The 17,253-nt window shown below is 74.1% G+C and carries 16 protein-coding genes; 14 read left to right on the forward strand and 2 right to left on the reverse strand.

The features are described 5' to 3' along the window. Positions 1–251: 251 nt before the first annotated feature. On the forward strand, positions 252–2,081 hold the full coding sequence (locus ACOJVX_RS09060; protein WP_156038389.1) for an AfsR/SARP family transcriptional regulator: 1,830 nt from the start codon (positions 252–254) through the stop codon (positions 2,079–2,081). A 661-nt stretch (positions 2,082–2,742) separates the two neighbouring features. On the opposite strand, the gene ACOJVX_RS09065 is transcribed toward ACOJVX_RS09060, so the two are convergent. Then, positions 2,743–4,650: an AfsR/SARP family transcriptional regulator gene (locus tag ACOJVX_RS09065; protein ID WP_081715485.1), complete on the reverse strand. Its 1,908-nt coding sequence runs from the start codon at positions 4,648–4,650 to the stop codon at positions 2,743–2,745. 445 nt (positions 4,651–5,095) lie between these two features. Here ACOJVX_RS09065 and ACOJVX_RS09070 point away from each other — a divergent pair, with 445 nt between their 5' ends. The 13 genes from ACOJVX_RS09070 to ACOJVX_RS09130 all read left to right on the forward strand — a co-directional run bounded on the left by ACOJVX_RS09070 (position 5,096) and on the right by ACOJVX_RS09130 (position 16,288). Then, on the forward strand, positions 5,096–5,464 hold the full coding sequence (locus ACOJVX_RS09070; protein ID WP_422647414.1) for a SchA/CurD-like domain-containing protein: 369 nt from the start codon (positions 5,096–5,098) through the stop codon (positions 5,462–5,464). Between the two features lie 100 nt (positions 5,465–5,564). Then, positions 5,565–5,900, forward strand: a complete 336-nt coding sequence (locus ACOJVX_RS09075; RefSeq protein WP_026419130.1) for a TcmI family type II polyketide cyclase — start codon at positions 5,565–5,567, stop codon at positions 5,898–5,900. Then, complete coding sequence (locus tag ACOJVX_RS09080) at positions 5,897–6,325, forward strand: cupin domain-containing protein (protein ID WP_030105117.1); 429 nt, start codon at positions 5,897–5,899, stop codon at positions 6,323–6,325. The genes ACOJVX_RS09075 and ACOJVX_RS09080 overlap by 4 nt, the downstream gene beginning before the upstream one ends. Then, a complete protein-coding gene (locus ACOJVX_RS09085) occupies positions 6,322–7,617 on the forward strand; it encodes a beta-ketoacyl-[acyl-carrier-protein] synthase family protein (RefSeq protein ID WP_422647415.1) in 1,296 nt (431 codons plus the stop codon). Before ACOJVX_RS09080 ends, ACOJVX_RS09085 begins: the two co-directional genes overlap by 4 nt. Positions 7,618–7,667: 50 nt before the next feature. Continuing rightward, complete coding sequence (locus tag ACOJVX_RS09090; RefSeq protein ID WP_026419127.1) at positions 7,668–8,927, forward strand: ketosynthase chain-length factor; 1,260 nt, start codon at positions 7,668–7,670, stop codon at positions 8,925–8,927. A gap of 71 nt (positions 8,928–8,998) precedes the next feature. After that, on the forward strand, positions 8,999–9,262 hold the full coding sequence (locus ACOJVX_RS09095) for an acyl carrier protein (protein WP_030105119.1): 264 nt from the start codon (positions 8,999–9,001) through the stop codon (positions 9,260–9,262). Further along, positions 9,262–9,726: an SRPBCC family protein gene (locus ACOJVX_RS09100; protein WP_030105120.1), complete on the forward strand. Its 465-nt coding sequence runs from the start codon at positions 9,262–9,264 to the stop codon at positions 9,724–9,726. The genes ACOJVX_RS09095 and ACOJVX_RS09100 overlap by 1 nt, the downstream gene beginning before the upstream one ends. A gap of 716 nt (positions 9,727–10,442) precedes the next feature. Further along, positions 10,443–10,793 (forward strand): antibiotic biosynthesis monooxygenase family protein, encoded by a 351-nt coding sequence (locus tag ACOJVX_RS09105; RefSeq protein WP_035274167.1) that lies wholly within the window; start codon positions 10,443–10,445, stop codon positions 10,791–10,793. After that, entirely contained in the window at positions 10,790–11,092 is a 303-nt protein-coding gene (locus ACOJVX_RS09110; RefSeq protein ID WP_418154792.1) for an antibiotic biosynthesis monooxygenase family protein, read from the forward strand. Before ACOJVX_RS09105 ends, ACOJVX_RS09110 begins: the two co-directional genes overlap by 4 nt. A 242-nt stretch (positions 11,093–11,334) precedes the next feature. Then, the gene (gene accA / locus ACOJVX_RS09115) at positions 11,335–13,053 is read left to right on the forward strand and encodes an acetyl-CoA carboxylase carboxyl transferase subunit alpha (protein WP_051314077.1); all 1,719 of its coding nucleotides are present in this window, start codon (positions 11,335–11,337) and stop codon (positions 13,051–13,053) included. Then, entirely contained in the window at positions 13,050–13,562 is a 513-nt protein-coding gene (gene accB / locus ACOJVX_RS09120; RefSeq protein ID WP_418154790.1) for an acetyl-CoA carboxylase biotin carboxyl carrier protein, read from the forward strand. Before accA ends, accB begins: the two co-directional genes overlap by 4 nt. Positions 13,563–13,565: 3 nt before the next feature. Then, entirely contained in the window at positions 13,566–15,041 is a 1,476-nt protein-coding gene (locus tag ACOJVX_RS09125) for an acetyl-CoA carboxylase biotin carboxylase subunit (protein ID WP_418154789.1), read from the forward strand. A 542-nt stretch (positions 15,042–15,583) separates the two neighbouring features. Next, on the forward strand, positions 15,584–16,288 hold the full coding sequence (locus ACOJVX_RS09130; protein ID WP_422647416.1) for a lytic polysaccharide monooxygenase auxiliary activity family 9 protein: 705 nt from the start codon (positions 15,584–15,586) through the stop codon (positions 16,286–16,288). 111 nt (positions 16,289–16,399) lie between these two features. Here the strand turns inward: ACOJVX_RS09130 and ACOJVX_RS09135 are convergent, their stop codons facing one another. Further along, positions 16,400–17,161 carry a class I SAM-dependent methyltransferase gene (locus ACOJVX_RS09135; RefSeq protein ID WP_051314075.1) on the reverse strand — a complete coding sequence of 254 codons (762 nt, stop codon included), beginning with the start codon at positions 17,159–17,161 and terminating at the stop codon, positions 16,400–16,402. Between the last annotated feature and the right edge of the window lie 92 nt (positions 17,162–17,253).

The raw sequence follows: 17,253 nt of genomic DNA on the forward strand, positions 1-17,253 counted from the left end.
CAGCGAAACGCACCCAGGACGACGGTGTCCCGTGCCGCGGAGATCGCCGGTGGCGGCCGCCGATCCCGGCCCATCCTCCCGCGAGCGGAACCGAAGCCTGAACACCGGCGCGACGTTGTTCCCACCGGCGTTGTCGTTTCGCCGCCCGCAGGTCGAACCCGTGTGACATGTCGGTTGGTTCGTCGTGATCAACGTCTGGTGAACGAGGGGTCGGGGTTCCAGTGCCGCTGCGATGCAACTTCCTGGGTCCGATGGAGATAACGCTGGACGGGCACGAGTGCACGCCCAGTCCGTCCAAGCTGCGTACCGTGATCGCGCTGCTCGCCCTGCGGCCCAACCAGCTCGTGCAGGCCAGACAACTCGTCGACGAGCTGTGGGGCCAGAACCCGCCGGCCACCGCGCCCGCCACCCTCCAGACCTACATCTACAAGCTCCGCAAGATGTTCGTCGCCGTGTCCCCGACCGCCACCGGGCTGTTCTTCACCCGGCGCGGCGGGTACGGCCTGGAGATCGAACCCCGGGACGTCGACTCCTTCCGCTTCCTCGACCTGGTCCGGGTCGGGCTGGGGGCGATGGACAGCGGCGACGCCGTGCGGGCCAGCGATCTGCTCAACCAGGCCCTCCGCCTGTGGCGGGGGGCCGCGCTCGACGACCTGGACACCGGTCCGGTGCTCGCGGCACAGGTCACCAGGTTGGAGGAGAGCCGCCTGCGGGCGTTGGAGACGCGGATCGAGGCCGATCTCCGGCTGGGCCGACACCGCTACCTCATCGGCGAACTCAAGCAGCTCGTGATCACCCACCCGCTGCACGAGAGCTTCCACGGGCACCTGATGATCGCGCTGCACCAGTGCGGCCGGCAGCACGAGGCGCTGTCGACCTACCAGCGGCTGCGGCGGTTGATGATCGACGAACTCGGACTCGAGCCGTCCGCCGACCTGCGGAGGCTCCAGCAGGACATCCTCGCCGGCGACGGGCCGGCCCAGCTGCTGCCCGGCTTCGTGCGGTCCGCTCGGACCGTGCTCGGCAGCCCCGCCCAGCTACCGCCGGCCGTGCCGGACTTCGTGGGGCGGGACACCCAGCTCCGCGACTGCGAGGCGTGGGTCCGCGCCCAGGTGGAGGACGGCACGTCCCGGCCGGTGGTCGTGGTGCGGGGACTGCCCGGAATCGGCCGACGGGCCTTCACCACCCAGCTCGCCCACCGGGTGCGGGAACTGTTCCCCGACGGCCAGTTCCACCTCGACATGGCCGGCGCCGGCCCGGGCCGCGCCCACGACGCCCTCGCCCGGTTCCTGCGGGCGGCCGGCTTCGCCGAACCCGAGGTTCCCTCGGGCACCGAGGAACGGGCCGACGTCTTCCGGACCTGGACGGCCAGCCGCCGGGTCCTCGTCTCCCTCACCGCGCCCGCCTCAGCGGAGGACGTCCTGCCGCTGTTGCCCACCGGCCCGCACTGCGCCGGGCTGATCGCCGCCCCCGGCGGCCTCGGCGAGGTCAGCGGTGCGCGCGCGGTGGACCTGGAACCCCTGACCACCCGGGAGTGCCTGGAACTGCTGACCTCGGTGGTCGGTCGACGGCGCGTCCTGGCCGAACGGGAACAGGCCGAGCACCTCGCGGGGCTGTGCGGTGGGCTGCCGTTGGCGATCCGCTGCATCGGCGCGCGACTCGCCGCCGTCAGCCCGTGGCCGATCCGCAACGTGCTCCGGCAGCTGGAGGCGAGCCCGGCGAGCCTGCTCGACCTGCTCGCCTTCAACGGCCTGGACGTGCGCGCGCGGTTCGAGGCCGGCTGCCGGGGGCTGCCCCGGAGGGCCTTCGACGCGCTCTGCCTGCTGGCCACCCTCGACGAACCGGAGTTCGCCGCGCACCAGGTCGCGCCCTGGCTGGGCTGTTCGACGGTCGCCGCGGACCAGGTGTTGATGCAGTTGGCGCAGTGGCGGTTGTTGGAACCCCGGATGCGGGAGACCGGCCGCGCCGAGTCGGAGCTGCGCTTCACCTTCCACCCGCTGCTGCGGCTGTTCGCCAGCGAGCGGATGCGAGCGTCGGTGGACGGGCCGGACGCGGTGCGGCGGACCGGTACCGACGGCTGACGGATGTCCCGCCCCGGCCGGGCCCCCGCGGCCGGGGCGGGGTGCGGATGGGAGCGCCGGCCACGGGTTCGGCGCGCGACCGCCGCCCGGTGTTCCGGGCCGCCGGCCGGGGCCCGGGTCCACTCCGGTCAGCCGGCGGGCGTCTGGGTGCCCGGGGTGACCGGTCGGGCACCTGCTCCTGGGAGGCAGGCCCCTCCGTTCCCGCTGCCCGGGGCGGAGGCCCGCCGTGCCCCGGCCACCACCCCGGACGCGGCCCGTGCCGGCCGCGTGCCCTCCTCCGCCCGACATGGATCAGGCTTCGCGGGTGCCGAGGCACCAGCCGGGGCCTTCCCCCTGGTCGAACCGGCGCCCAGGGGCGGCGACCAGGCCTGGTGGTCCCGAAGGACCGCACCGGGGCACGGGCCACCACCGCGGCGGTTTCCCCGGGCGGCGGGGGGACGACCAGCACGCCGCGCGACCGTCGCACGGCCCGGCGACCCCCGGAACCGCCCGAGTTCGTCCGGGCACACCTCGTCCCGGGGCCGGGGCAGCGCGACCACCGCACCGCCGGTCCGAACCCCGCACCGGGGCGCGGCCCAGCCCCGTGCCGCCACCCGCCGGCTCCGGTACCTCCGCCCGAGGACGCCGCCCGCCCGCCCGCCCGCCCGGCCGGCCGGGCGGGTCAGCTGGCCGGGGTGATCCGCCGGCCGCCCACCAGGTGCCAGCCGCGCTGGTCCGCCGAGCGGCCCGACCCGGCCAGCGTCACCGCCGCCGCCCGCACCAGCGGTGAGAAGCGGTACCGGACCACGTCCGCCCCGCTGGAGGGTGCCTCCGCCGTCACCAGCTGGTGTTCGGTGATCTCCTCCAACAACGACTCCGCCCCGTCCACGCCGACGTCGAGCACCTCGGCCGCCTGCGCGCTGGTGAAGCCGCCGTCGAAGGCCAGGGTCAACAGCCGCAGCGCGTGCCGGGCCTGCGCCGGCAGCGGCTCCAACCCCCGCGCGACGCTCTCCCCGATGCCCAGCTGGGCCGTGGGCAGCCCCAACCGGGTCTCCGTGCGCACCGAGCGGAGCAGGTGCCGCACCGTCCAGTGCGGACGCACCGCCAGCCGGGTCCTGGCGGTGACGATCGCCTTCGGGACTCCCTCGCACAGGGCGAGGAGCTCGCCCACCGCCTCGGTCTCGCTGGCCACCCGGTGGTCCTCCAACCCGGCGAGCAACAGGCCGCGCGCGTCCGCCTCGGCCAACGGGCCGAGCCGGACCGCCCGCCGCACCGCCGCGTCGGGCAACATCCGGCGCGCGCCGGCGAGGACGGCGCAGCCGGCGCCGGAGGGCATGAGGGCGTGCAACTGCGCGGAGTCGGCGAGCCCGTCGACCACGACCAGCAGCCGCAGGTCGGCGGTGCGGCCGCGGAACAGCCGGATCCGGTCCTCCAGGCACTCCGGAACCCGCTCCGCCGGCACTCCGAGCGCCCGGAGGAAACACGCGAGGGCGGCACCCGGGGTGAGACCACCCTCCACACCCGAACCCAGGTCGGCGTGCAGCTGACCGTCGGGGAACCCGTCGGCGACCCGGTGCCCCACGTCGGAGCAGAACGCCGAGACCCCGCAGCCCGGCCCACCCGTGACCAGGACGACCGTCGGCCCGACCGCTCCGCGCTGTTCGGGCACGGCGAGGGCGGCCACGGCCGAGGCGACCTCGGAGTCCCGGCCCACGAGGGCGGCCGGCCGCGCGGGCAGGTGCCGTGGCGCCTCCGAGGGACCGACCTGGCGGCGGGTCAACGTCAGCGAGGGAACGTCGAGCACCGGGGACGCGGCCAGGACCTGCGCGTGCAGCCGGCGGATCGCCGGGGAGGGGTCCAGGCCCAGTTCGGCGCTGAGCGCCTCCCGGGCCCGCTGGTACACGTGGAGCGCGTCCGACCGTCTACCGGCCCGGTACAGGGCGAGCATGAGTTTCGTCTGGAAGCCCTCGTGGGTCGGGTACTGGGCCACCAGGCCGGTCAGTTCACCCAACACCTCGTGGTGCCGGCCGGACTGGAGGTCGATCTCGATCCGCCGCTCCGTGGCGTTGCGGTACAGCTCCTCCAACCCGACGGCCTCCGCCTGCAACAGGGGCCCCTGGCTGAGGTCGGCGAACACCGGGCCCCGCCACAACGCCAGCGCGGACCGGAACAGCCGCCCGGCGGTGTCCAGCCGGCCCCCGGCGTGTTCGGCGTTGCCCTGCCGGACCAGCCGTTCGAAGGCGCCGGCGTCCACCTCACCGGGGGAGCAGCGCAACAGGTAGCCGTTGGCCGTGGTCTCCAGGTCGAAGGATCCCGCCCCCAGCACCCTGGCGCCGCGGCGGTCCAGCCGTTCGTGGGGGCGGATCAGTTTCCGCAGCTGGTACACGTAGGTCTGGAGGGTCGTGCTCACGCTGCGCGGCGGGTGCTGTTCCCACAGCTCCTCGATGATCTGGTCGTTGCGGACCAGCCGGTTCTCCCGAACCGCCAGCAGCGCCAGCAACTGCCGGAGCTTCGCCGCGCTCGGGGTCACCGCCGTCCCACCGTGGTGGAACTCGAATGGACCGAGGACCCGGACTCTCACTGCTGACATGCCCGTCCCAACTGGTGGTAGGTGCGCGAGGGCGGTGGAGGAACCGGGGTGGACCGCCGTGGTCACGCCGCCGGCTCTGCCGAAGCGGGTGGTCCCCGGGGTCGTCCCCCGTCGGCGCGCCCGCTGGCCACCATTCCGCCGGTTGGGTTCCGATGCTGGTCCATCCGACTCGTCCTGGTCTGGGACGGCGCTGGAGCCCTGGTCGAGGGTGGTGGCCCCCGGTGGCCGAGTCCGGACCGAGTCCGGTTCGAGTGCCGGCGGCCACGGTGGGGCCGGAGCGCCTGACCGGGGTGCCCGAACGGGAGACCGCGCGGGCCCCGAGCAGGGCTGACAGGTCGATCCACGGGGCGGCGTCCCTGCGCCGCGCCCCGCAGGGGGAGGGCCCGCGCGCCACGTGCCGCGCGGGTGCCGCCCCCACCAGCACCACGCAGACGGAGGAAGCCCGATGCCCCACGCCGCGGCCCTGTTCCGGCTCCAACCTGGCGACGAGTCCGAGATCGCGCGACCCGTCGACGGCTCCGACGGCCGGGAACCTCGGACGCCGCTGACCGGCCCCGAGGGTGGGGCGGCCGCCGAGTTCCGGGGCGCGACGCCGTGGGGCCGGGACGACGTCGTCGTGCGGGTCATCGAGGACCAGGGGGACCAGCCGATGCCCGTCGACCACCTCGCCCGCCGCCCCAGGGCCCACCACGTCGAGGAGGGCGGCGCTCCGTTCCTCGTCGGGCGTCGGGACACCGCCAGCCCCGAGGAGCCCCGCCCGCGCCTCACGGACGTCGGCGGGCGCCGCCCCGCCCAGCACCCCACCACGTCGTGACGTGGCCGAGCGCGCCCCCGCCCGTCGCGGCCGGGTTCCACGCCGGCGCGTTCCCGCCGTCCCCGTCCCAACCAGCACAGCCCACCCAGGAGGACCAGCCATGTGGAGCTCGTTGATCGTCGCCCGGCTCAGAACCGACGACACCAGCCAGATCGCCGACGCGTTCGCCGCGTCGGACGCCACCGAACTCCCGCACATGGTGGGGGTCGCGCGGCGAACGCTGTTCACCTTCCACGACCTCTACTTCCACCTCATCCTCGCCGAGCAGGACATCTGGCCCGCGCTGTACCGGGCACGGCAGACACCGCTGTACCAGCGGGTCAACACCGACCTGTCCTCCCTGGTCTCGGCCTACGACCCCAACTGGAAAGAACCGAAGGACGCCGTCGCCCAACCCTTCTACACCTGGACCGCTCAGGAAGGACGGATTCAGTGAGGACAACCGGGCCGCTCAAGGTCAACGTCGCGGACGCCGTCGTCAACCGGCGTCGGGGTGGGGAGATCCGCGTCACGCTGAGCCCCCGGACGGTGGGTTCCACCTCCGGGTTCGGCGGTGAGCTGCGCCTGGCTCCGCACGAGTACGTCACCGAGCACTACCACCCCTACTCGGAGGAGTTCATCCACCTCGTGTCCGGGGAGCTCGCCGTCTCCCTCGACGACGAGGTGACCACGCTCGGACCGGGCGACTCGCTGCTCGTCCCGATCGGGGTCCGCCACCGGGTCACGAACACCGGGACGGCACCGGCCCACGTGGTGTTCCACCTCGGGCCGCTGGCACCGCGACCGGAACTGGGTCACGTGGACACCGAACCGCTGGCCAACCCCGACCAGCCGCACATGGACGTGGGCGACAGGTCATGAGCAGGCGCGCCGTGATCACCGGTGTTGGTGTGGTCGCCCCGGGCGGCGGTGACCGGGAGTCCTTCTGGTCGCTGCTGGTCGCCGGTCGCAGTGCCACGCGGCGGATCAGCCTGTTCGACCCGAGCGGCTTCCGGTCCCAGGTGGGGGCCGAGGTGGACTTCCACGGCCGGGCCAGCGGTCTGACCTCGCAGGAGGTGCGGCGACTCGACCGGGCCGCCCAGTTCGCCCTGGTCGCCACCCGGGAGGCGCTCGCCGACAGCGGGGTGTTCGACGGTCCACCGCCCGGTTCGGTGGACCCGGCCCGCGTCGGCGTGAGCATCGGCAGCGCGGTGGGGAACACGACCAGGTTGGAGGAGGAGTACATGGTCCTCTCCGACGACGGCAGGCGTTGGCTGGTCGACCACACCTACGGGGTGCCGCACCTGTACGAGTACATGGTGCCCAGCACCTTCGCCGCCGAGGTCGCCAGGGAGGTCACCGCGGAGGGGCCCTGCACGCTCGTGTCCACGGGCTGCACCTCCGGACTGGACGCCGTGGGTCACGGCGCGCAGCTCATCGCGGAGGGCAGCGCCGACGTGGTGTTGGCGGGGGCGACGGACGCGCCGCTGTCGCCGATCACGGCGGCCTGCTTCGACGCCATCAAGGCCACCACCGCCCGCAACGACGACCCCGAGCACGCCTCCCGGCCCTTCGACCGCGACCGGGCCGGGTTCGTGCTGGGGGAGGGCGCGGCGGTGCTCGTGCTGGAGGAGGCCGGGGCGGCCCGCGCGCGGGGCGCCCACGTCTACGCCGACCTGGTGGGTTTCGCCAGCCGCAGCAACGCCTACCACATGACCGGTCTGCGCAAGGACGGCCGGGAGATGGCCGAGGCGATCCGCGTCGCCCTCGACCAGGCCCGATTGGACCCCACCGACGTCGACTACGTCAACGCCCACGGTTCGGGGACCAAGCAGAACGACCGGCACGAGACGGCGGCGTTCAAACGCAGCCTCGGCGAGCACGCCTACCGGGTCCCGGTCAGCTCGATCAAGTCGATGGTGGGGCACTCGCTGGGCGCGATCGGCGCCATCGAGGTCGCCGCCTGCGCGTTGGCCCTCGACCGCCAGGTGGTCCCGCCCACCGCGAACCTGCGGGGTCGGGACCCGGAGTGCGACCTGGACTACGTGCCCCTCGTCGCGAGGGAGCACCGGATGGACGCGGTCCTCAGCGTCGGGAGCGGGTTCGGCGGCTTCCAGAGCGCGATGCTCCTCGCCAGGCCGGGCCGGGTCCCGGTCGACGCCGGACCTGGCTGACCCGGGGCAGGAGAAAGTCGTCCCCCGCCGTCGGAAGCAGAGGAAACAGGATGGGCCGCCCGACACGCACCACCTCCACCGCCAGGAACGCCGGGGTCGTCACCGGGCTCGGCGTGGTCGCCCCGACCGGAACCTCCACCGCCGACCACTGGGACGCGGTGTTGGCCGGTCGGAGCGGCATCCGGCCGATCACCCGGTTCGACGCCTCGGTGTACCCAGTCCGCCACGCCGGCACGGTCCCGGAGTTCGAGAGCCGGACGCGGGTTCCCGACCGGCTCGTCCCGCAGACCGACCGGTGGACCCACTTCGGTCTCGCCGCCGCCGAGGAGGCGCTCGCCGACGCCGACGTCGACCCGGCGGGGCTCCCCGAGTACGAGATGGCCGTCGTCACCGCCAGCTCCTCGGGCGGCGTCGAGTTCGGCCAGCGGGAGATGGAGAGCCTGTACCAGCACGGCCCGAACTGGGTGAGCGTCTACCAGTCGATCGCCTGGTTCTACGCGGCCACCACCGGGCAGATCTCCATCCGGCACGGGATGCGCGGGACCTGCGGGGTGCTCTGCGGGGAGCAGGCCGGCGGGCTGGACGCGATCGGGCAGGGCCGCCGGTTGCTGCGGCAGGGCACCCGGCTGGTGGTCACCGGGGGGACCGACGCGTCGCTGGGCCCCTACGGCCTGGTGTCGCAGCTGCGCAGCGGATGCGTCTCCACGGTGGACGACCCGGAGACCGCCTACCTGCCCTTCGACCGGACCCCCCACGGTCACCTGCCGGGGGAGGGGGGAGCGTTGTTGGTGGTCGAGACCGAGGAGTCAGCCGCGACGCGGGGCGCCGGGCGCGGCTACGGGACGGTGCTCGGCTACGCGGCCGGGTTCGACCAGTCGATGACCGCCGGCCGGCCCCCGGTGCTGGCCCGGGTGATCCGGCAGGCGCTCGACGACGCCAGGCTCGACCCCTCCGACGTGGATGTCGTCTTCGCCGACGCCGCCGGGGAACACCGCCGGGACCAGGTCGAGGCGACCGCCCTCGCCGAGGTCCTGGGCCCCGGGGCGGTGCCGGTGACCGCGCCCAAGACCCTCACCGGTCGGCTGCTGGGCGGGGGGGCCGCGCTGGACGTGGCCACCGCGCTGCTCAGCCTGCGCGACCAGGTCATCCCGCCGACGCACGGTCCGATCCGGCTGTCCCCGGACCACGAGATCGACCTGGTCCAGGACGAACCCAGGGAGGTGCCGCTGCGGCACGCCCTCGTGGTCGCCCGGGGCTACGCCGGGTTCACCGGCGCGCTCGTCCTGGGCCGGGGCGACCGCACCCACTGACGTCGGGGCCGCGCCACCCGCGGCCCCGGTCCACGCACGACAACGGCACGCGAACCGAGGAAGGAGACACCATGAGCAGGTTCGACCTCGACGAACTCCGCCAGATCATGCGGTCCAGCGCGGGGGTGGACGAGGGAGTCGACCTCGCCGGCGACATCGGCGACCTGGAGTTCGGCGACCTGGGCTACGACTCGCTCGCCGTCCTGGAACTGGTCAGCCACGTCCAGCGCGCCCACGGGATCGTCATCCCCGACGAGGCGGTGGAGGAGATGCCGACCCCGAACCGGGCAGTGGAGTACATCAACCGGCTGGCGATGGAAGGGAACCGTTCCTGATGTCCGTCCACACCGACAACGAGATCGTCATCAACGCGCCGTTCGACCTGGTCTGGTCGATGACCAACGACGTCGCGTCCTGGCCCGAGCTGTTCAGCGAGTACGCCACCGCCGAGATCCTGGAGACCCGGGGTCAGACGGTGCGGTTCCGGCTGAGCATGTACCCCGACGAGCAGGGCCGGGTCTGGTCGTGGGTGTCCGAACGGACACCGGAGGTGGAGACCCGCACCGTGCGCGCCCACCGGGTCGAGACCGGGGCGTTCCGCTACATGTGGATCTACTGGCAGTACGACGAGGTCGAGGACGGCGTCCGGATGCGCTGGGTGCAGGACTTCGAGATGAAGCCCACCGCGCTGCTCGGGGACGCCGCGATGGAGGAACGGGTCAACGGCAACTCCCGCACCCAGATGGCGTTGATCAAGGAGAAGGTCGAGGCGGCCGCCCGGGCCGCCGTGCCGGGCTGACCGGTCCAGCACGGCCCGCCGTGACCACGTCGGGCGCGGAGGACCGCGATCCCGCCGGGGCCCGTCCTGGTTCGACCGACGGGTTCCGGGTGGAACCGGCGCGCCGCACCGCCCGGCCCGCCCGCCACGTCCCGGCGCACCCCGACACCACCGCTCCCCAGGAGCACCGCACCCCCGACGGCCCGAGGGGCCGCACCCGCACCCGCACCCGTCAGCGGAGGGAGACGCCATGACCCCGGATCTCGACGGCCACGTCGCACCCACCCCCGGAGGGCTGAGAGCCACCGTCGTTGGGAGCGGATGGGCGCTGAGCGCCGCCAGACACCGTCGTCGTGACCGATCACCACGTCCGGGACGCGCTCGCCGGACCGGGGAGGACCGGCCGGTGGGAGCGGCCGACCGTCCTCACCGCGTCGGCCCGGACCGCATCGGTGCCCACCCGGCCATCCTCGCCGAGGTCGCACGGCCGGCCGGTGGAGCCGCGCTGGTCACCGGCGTTCCGCGTGGGACGGGGGGCGCGACGCCGCCCCCACCCCGTCGCCCGGCGGTCCGACACGAGGTGGAGGGGCCGGCGTCCCCGCACCGCCGGCGGCCCGCACCGCCGACGCACCCGGTCCGGCCCGTCCCGACGGCCAGGACGACGGGCCTCGACCAGCCGGAGCCCGCTCGCCGGACGACACCGGGGCCAGGTCCAGCGTGGACGGGGGCTTCCTCGGATGAGTGAGTCCGTGTTCCGGGTGCTGCTGCGCATCGAGGTGCACCCCGGCATGACCGAGGGCTTCGAACGGGCGTGGGCCGAGGTCGGTGCCGCCGCCACCACCCATCCCGCCAACCTCGGCCAGTGGTTCGGCCGGGACGCCGAGAACCCCGGGGTGTACTGGGTGCAGAGCGACTGGGTCGACGCCGAGGGGTTCCACGAGTTCGAGCACAGCCAGCGGCACGTCGTGCACCGCCGCGCCCTGCGCCCGTTCCGCGCCGGTGGGTCGATGACGACGATGACGGTCCTGACGCACCTCCCGCCCGGCCAGCGGGCGGGGAGCCACGCCGAATGGGAGGCGGCCGGATGACCGGTCCGATCCAGGTCCTGTTGTTCAGGACCCACCCCGACCCCGACGAGCTGGAACGCGCGTACCGGGAGGTCAGCGCGGGGCTGCGCGCCGTGCCCGGGCTGCTTTCCGACGAGCTGCTCCGCTCGGTGTCCGAACCGGACGAGTACCTGTTGTCCAGCCGCTGGGAGAGCCTGGACGCCTTGCGGTCCTGGCAGGGCGGCGAGCAGCACGACCGGGTTCCGCTGCCGCTGCGCGTGCCGAGCGGCCGACCGTTCGCCGGGGGGTACGGCCTGTACCAGCCGGCCTCCCCGGGCTGAGACGGCGAAGGCCACGGGGGCGGGCCCCCGCACCCGTGGCCGCGTCGACACTCGTCCCCAGCCCAGCCCAGCCCAGCCCAGCCCAGCCCAGCCCAGCCCAGCCCAGCCCAGCACCCGACCCCGGACGTCCCGACGTGGGCCGCCGTCACCCGGCGGACACGTCCGGGCGCCCCACCGATCGCCACCCAGTGTTCGCCGCCGCCCGACCGGCCGGCGGCCCGAGCGGAGGGATCTCCAGGATCGTGCGGCTCACCACCGACCCCCCCACCGCCTCCCCCGGCACGGCCGGGACCGACGGTGCCTGGCTCGCCTGCCCAGGATGTCGAAGCCTGGTCTACCGCCGGCGCTACCTCCGGCTGCTCGACGTCTGCCCCGACTGCGGTCGCCACGGCAGACTCCCGGCCGCCGCCAGAGCCGAACGACTGCTGGACGCCGGATCCCCGGCCGAACTCGCCGTCCCCGAGGTCCCCCTCGACCCGCTCGGCTTCGTCGACCAGCTGCCCTACCCGGACAGGCTCCGCGAGGCCGCCGACCGCACCGGGTCGCGGGACGCCGTCCGCTGCTACCGGGGGACACTCCACGGCCAGCCCGTCGTGCTCGCCGCGATGGACTTCCGGTTCCTCGGGGGCAGCCTCGGCACGGCGGCGGGCGAGGCCGTGACCACGGCCGCGGAGACGGCGCTGAGCGAGGGCGTGCCGCTGCTGCTCGCCACCGCCTCGGGCGGCGCCCGGATGCAGGAGGGCGCGCTCGCCCTGATGCAGATGGCCAGGACCAGCGGCGCGATGGCCGACCTGGACGCGGCGGGCCTGCTGACCGCCACCCTCGTCACCGATCCCACCTACGGCGGGGTTGCCGCCTCCTTCGCCATGCTCTCCGACATCGTCGTCGCCGAACCCGGCGCCCGCATGGGGTTCGCCGGCCCGAGGGTCATCGCCCAGACCGTGCGGGAGAGCCTGCCCCCGGGGTTCCAGACCGCCGAGTTCCTGCTCCGCCACGGCCTGATCGACGAGGTCCGCCCCCGCGCCGAACTGCGTGGCTTCCTGGGAACGGCCGTCGCCGTCGCCAGTGGGCGCGCCCCCGCCGACTGGGGCGCCGCCACCTCCGACCCGGTGGTGCGGGACCCCGACGCCCTGACACCCAGGCCGGCGGCCACCCGGGTCGACCTGGCGCGCCACCGCGACCGCCCCACCACCCTCGACCACCTCGGGCGGTGGCTCGACGGCTTCGTGGAGCTGCACGGCGACCGGCTGGGAGCCGACTGCCCCGCCGTCGTCGGCGGGATCGGCATCCTCGACGGACTGCCGCTGCTGGTGTTGGGACACCAGAAGGGGCACGGCACCCGGGAACTCGTCGACCGCAACTTCGGCATGGCCACCCCCGGTGGCTATCGGAAGGCGCTGCGCCTGATGCGGCTCGCGGCCAAACTCCGGCTGCCGGTGCTCACCGTCGTGGACACCCCGGGAGCCCACCCCGGGGTGGACGCCGAGGAACAGGGCCAGTCCTACGTCATCGCCGAGTGCCTGCGCACCCTCGGCGAGCTCCCCGTTCCCGTCGTCAGCGTCATCACCGGGGAGGGCGGCAGCGGCGGCGCCCTGGCCCTCGCCGTCGCCGACGAGGTCCTGCTCTGCGAGAACGGCATCTACTCGGTGATCAGCCCCGAGGGGTGCGCGGCGATCCTGTGGAAGAGCCCGAACGCCGTCGAGGTCGCCGCCCGCGCCCTGCGCCTGGGCGCCGCCGACCTCCTGCGGCTCGGCGTGGTCGACGGTGTCGTCCCCGAACCGGACGGCGGCGCGCACCGGGACCCGCGCCGGGCCAGCGCGATCCTGCGGGACGCCGTGATCAGCGCCCTGAGCCGACACCGGGCGACGGACCCCCACGACCTGGTCCGCGCCCGCAAGCGGCGGTTCCGCCAGCTGGGGGCCGTCGACACCGGAACCGACCGGAGGGAGCCAGCACGATGACCGCACTGCACACCAGCGAACCGATCAGCGGCAACGGGGGAATGGGAACCACGGTGACCGGCTGCGGCGGGCCAGCCGCGTTGGACGCCGCCGTGCGCGCCGTCGCCGAGACGCTCCGGTCCTCGACCGGAACGCCGAGACGGATACGGGTCCGCTGCGGGGAGGCGAGCATCGAGGTGGACTGGCGGCCGGGGGACGGCGACGGCCCGCCGAGCGCCTCCGGCGCCACCGCGCCCTCGGGCGCCGCGCCGGCGGCGGCCAGCGGGCACGTCCTGACCGCGCCGCTCGTCGGCACCTTCTACCGGGCGCCGGAACCCGACGCGAGGCCCTTCGTGGAGGTCGGCGACCAGGTCGTCGTCGGCCAGCAGGTGGGCATCGTGGAGGCGATGAAGCTGATGAACCCCCTGGAGGCCGACCAGGCCGGCCGGGTCACCGAGATCCTCGTCGGTGACGCCGAACCGGTCGAGTACGGACAACCGCTCCTGCGCGTCGAACCGGACGAGGAGTAGGGGATGGGCACCTCCCGAACACCGAGCACCGAGGCACCCGGAGCGTCCGGTCACACCACACCGGGCGGGGTCGCCGAGAACGGGCGGCCGCGACCCACCGGCGCCCGCCCGCCGTTCGACACCGTCCTGGTCGCCAACCGGGGCGAGATCGCGCTGCGCGTCATCCGCAGCTGCCGGGAACTGGGCATCCGCACCGTCGTGGCCCACTCGGCGGCGGACGACGACTCGGCCGCCGTGCGGGCCGCCGACGCGTCGGTGCGGATCGGACCCGGGCCCTCCCGGCGCAGCTACCTGTACGCGCCGGCGGTCATCGAGGCGGCGCTGAGCACCGGCGCGCAGGCCGTGCACCCCGGGTACGGGTTCCTGTCCGAGGACCCGGACTTCGCCGAGATCTGCGCCGACAACGGCCTCGTCTTCGTCGGCCCCCGCCCCGAGGTGATGGCGGAACTGGGGGACAAGGCCCTGGCCAGAAGACGGATGACCGCCGCCGGCCTGCCCGTCCTCCCTGGCACCACCGAGGCGGTGCGCGGCACCGGCGAGATCGTGGAGATCGCCAGCAGGATCGGCTTCCCCCTGATCATCAAGGCCTCCGCCGGTGGCGGGGGGCGCGGCATGGCGGTGGTCCGCGACGCCGACGACCTGGTGCCCACGTACCGGGCGACCCGGGCCGCCGCGCGAAGCACCTTCGGCGACGACAGCGTCTACGTGGAGCGCTACTGGGACCGGGCGCGGCACGTCGAGGTGCAGGTGCTCGCCGACACCCACGGCACCGTGCTGCACCTGGGGGAGCGGGACTGTTCGGTGCAGCGGCGGCACCAGAAGCTGGTGGAGGAGAGCCCGGCTCCCGGGCTGTCGGCCGACCTGCGCTCCCGGTTGTGCGAGTACGCGGTGCGGGGAGCACGGGCGGTCGGCTACACGGGCGCGGGCACCTTCGAGTTCCTCGTGCAGGGCGAGGAGATCGCGTTCATCGAGATGAACTGCCGCATCCAGGTGGAGCACCCGGTCACCGAGATGGTGACCGGGGTGGACATCGTCCGGGAACAGCTCATGGTCGCCGCCGGCCACCCGGTGAGCCTGTCCCAGCGGGAGATCGTGCCGCGCGGGGTGGCGGTGGAGTGCCGGGTCAACGCCGAGGACCCCGACCTCGACTTCGCGCCCCGCCCGGGGCTGGTCAGCGAGTTCGTCCCACCCGGCGGTCCTTTCGTGCGGGTCGACACGGCCGCCTACCCGGGGTGGCGGGTGCCCACCGAGTACGACTCGCTGCTGGCGAAGGTCGTCGTCTGGGGGCCGGACCGGGCCCAGGCGTTGTCCAGGATGGACCGCGCCCTGGACGAGTTCCGGGTGGCCGGACCCGGCCTGCGCACCACGGTCGGGGTGCTGCGGCGCGTCCTCGCCGAGCCCACGTTCCGGGCGGGGACGCACACCACGGCGCTGCTCGCGGGTGGTGTCGACCGACTGCCGGTGGTGGAGCCGGGGTGAACCCCGCCCGCCCCCGAGCCACGGGACGGGGGCGGGCGTCACCGGCTGTGGCGTGGTCCTCCCGTCGCCGGGGGACCGGGAGGTCGGCCGTGCTGGTGGTCCGCTCGCGGCCACGCGGGTGGACCACCCCGCCGGCGGCTCAGCGCGGCCGGCCCCGCGACACCCCGCAGCCGAGGGCGGGGGCTGGTGGTAGCCCGGTACCGGACGGCCGAGGCCACCGGGCGGGTACCCGGATCGGGCGCCGGACCCCCTGCGCCGAGGGGGCGGCCGAGGAGAGCGGCCGGGCGGTGTCCCCGGTGCGCGCGCCCGTCGTGAGGCGCGGCGGTGTTCGACCGCTGTCGTCGAACTCATCGGTGCGATCTCGCCGATTCCTTCGAATTGTTTCCGCTCCCGATCGGACGATCACGAAACGATTACGCGCATTGGAGTGGTGGTCTCGGCTGTGTTCGCTACCGTTCGGTGGTCCGTCGGGCCGATGTTCTCGGCGGCGGTACTGGCGTAGCGTGGGTGCGCGAATACCCATTGGTGACAAGGAGGTCCCAATGTCCGTACTCGCAGGTAGGCGACTCTCTCCCCCGGCGCGCGCCGTCGCCGCCGTGGCCGCGGCCGTCATGTTCATGATGGTGTTCTCCGCCGGAACGGCGTCCGCGCACGGTTCCACCATTGACCCGCCGTCCCGGAACTACGGGTGCTGGGAACGGTGGGGGCACGATTTCCAGAATCCGGAGATGGCCACCGAGGACCCGATGTGCTGGCAGGCCTGGCAGCACGACACCAACGCGATGTGGCAGTGGAACGGTGTCTACCGGGAGGGCGTGGGCGGTGACCACGAGGGAGCCATTCCCGACGGTCAGCTGTGCAGCGCCGGCCGCACCGGAGGCGACCGCTACGCCGCCCTCGACGTGCCCGGCGAGTGGCACGCGACCCCGGTGGCCAACGAGTTCACCGTGACCGTGCACGACCAGGCGCTGCACGGCGCCGACTACTACCGGGTGTACGTGACCAAGCAGGGATTCGACCCGACCACCGACGAACTCGGCTGGGGTGATCTGGAACTGGCCGGTCAGACCGGGGTGGTCCCGCCCGGTGAGGGCACGCCCAGCGACGACCCGGCCCTGGGTGGGGTGTCGGTGTCCATCGACGTGGAGGCCCCCGGCCGCACCGGTCGGCACATCGTCTACATGATCTGGCAGGCCAGCCACTTCGACCAGACGTTCTACGGGTGCAGCGACGTGGTCTTCGGCTGACGACCCGGCCCCGGGGGGCGCGCCCCGGGGCGGCGGTCGTGGTCCGGGGGAACCGCGCCCGAGCGCGGCCCGCCCGCCGGCGGCCTCCCGTCCTCGACGGGCCGGGCCCGGTCAGTCCAGCCGTTCGCCCACGACCACCCAGGAGTCGGGGCGGACGCTGTGCAGCTGCGAGAGCCGGAACCCGGCCAGCCCGAGCTGACTGGCGACCCAGGTCGGCGCGAGGCGCAGCAGGACCCGACTCCCGCCGTGCAGGTTCCAGCTGCCCTCGTCGTCCCGCCGGTGCACCAGGTCGTGGACCTGGACGGTGTCCTCGCCGGTGTACTCCAGGAACCAGGTGGTGATCTCACCGGAGCTGGTGGCGCCCTGGACGAAGCGGTCGCGGCCCCGGAGTTCCTGGGTGAGGTCGGCGAACCCGACGACGAACATCCCGCCCGGCGCCAGCGAGGCCAGCACCGCCTCGAACAGCGCCCGCACCCCGTCCTTGCCGGGCAGCCGCAGCAGGGCCTCCCCGCAGCACACGACGGTGTCGAACGGGCCGCCGTCGGGTGGCTCGAACGGCTGGCGCAGCAGGTCGGCCGTGGTGCGCACCACCGTGGGGCAGGTGTCGAGCAACCGCAGGTCGTCCTCGCGGTAGGGGGGCTCGTCGCCGACGGCGAGCAGAACCGAGTCGAAGCCCCGGGTGGCCAGCGCGAGCGCGTAGTGCCCCGGCCACCCCCCAAGGTCCAGGGCGGTCCCGCCGTGCTCGGGAACCCGGCATTGCTCGAGCAGCTGGCGGGGTTGCCTGACCACGGACAGGAGGTCGTCGGTGGGGCTGCCCCCGGGCGCCGGAAACTCGACCAACAGCGTCTCGTGCAGGTCAGCGACATTGAACACGACGTATCCTCCGGCATCCCCAGAAGGGATTCAGTCATCCGACCGGACACTGCGGGTGAGTGATCGGTGACCGAGAGTCGGGTAATGGCTCC

The organism is Actinoalloteichus caeruleus, from assembly GCF_049311605.1.
Taxonomy (GTDB): domain Bacteria; phylum Actinomycetota; class Actinomycetes; order Mycobacteriales; family Pseudonocardiaceae; genus Actinoalloteichus_B; species Actinoalloteichus_B caeruleus.

What these genes read in the sequence shown, in the direction of transcription:
- ACOJVX_RS09075 (WP_026419130.1), top strand. Translation starts at nt 5,565, where the DNA reads ATGTGGAGCTCGTTGATCGTCGCCCGGCTCAGAACCGACGACACCAGC.
- ACOJVX_RS09070 (WP_422647414.1), top strand. Translation starts at nt 5,096, where the DNA reads ATGCCCCACGCCGCGGCCCTGTTCCGGCTCCAACCTGGCGACGAGTCC.
- ACOJVX_RS09065 (WP_081715485.1), bottom strand. Translation starts at nt 4,650, where the DNA reads ATGTCAGCAGTGAGAGTCCGGGTCCTCGGTCCATTCGAGTTCCACCAC.
- ACOJVX_RS09095 (WP_030105119.1), top strand. Translation starts at nt 8,999, where the DNA reads ATGAGCAGGTTCGACCTCGACGAACTCCGCCAGATCATGCGGTCCAGC.
- ACOJVX_RS09085 (WP_422647415.1), top strand. Translation starts at nt 6,322, where the DNA reads ATGAGCAGGCGCGCCGTGATCACCGGTGTTGGTGTGGTCGCCCCGGGC.
- ACOJVX_RS09060 (WP_156038389.1), top strand. Translation starts at nt 252, where the DNA reads ATGGAGATAACGCTGGACGGGCACGAGTGCACGCCCAGTCCGTCCAAG.
- ACOJVX_RS09125 (WP_418154789.1), top strand. Translation starts at nt 13,566, where the DNA reads ATGGGCACCTCCCGAACACCGAGCACCGAGGCACCCGGAGCGTCCGGT.
- accB (WP_418154790.1), top strand. Translation starts at nt 13,050, where the DNA reads ATGACCGCACTGCACACCAGCGAACCGATCAGCGGCAACGGGGGAATG.
- ACOJVX_RS09130 (WP_422647416.1), top strand. Translation starts at nt 15,584, where the DNA reads ATGTCCGTACTCGCAGGTAGGCGACTCTCTCCCCCGGCGCGCGCCGTC.
- ACOJVX_RS09110 (WP_418154792.1), top strand. Translation starts at nt 10,790, where the DNA reads ATGACCGGTCCGATCCAGGTCCTGTTGTTCAGGACCCACCCCGACCCC.
- ACOJVX_RS09105 (WP_035274167.1), top strand. Translation starts at nt 10,443, where the DNA reads ATGAGTGAGTCCGTGTTCCGGGTGCTGCTGCGCATCGAGGTGCACCCC.
- ACOJVX_RS09100 (WP_030105120.1), top strand. Translation starts at nt 9,262, where the DNA reads ATGTCCGTCCACACCGACAACGAGATCGTCATCAACGCGCCGTTCGAC.
- ACOJVX_RS09090 (WP_026419127.1), top strand. Translation starts at nt 7,668, where the DNA reads ATGGGCCGCCCGACACGCACCACCTCCACCGCCAGGAACGCCGGGGTC.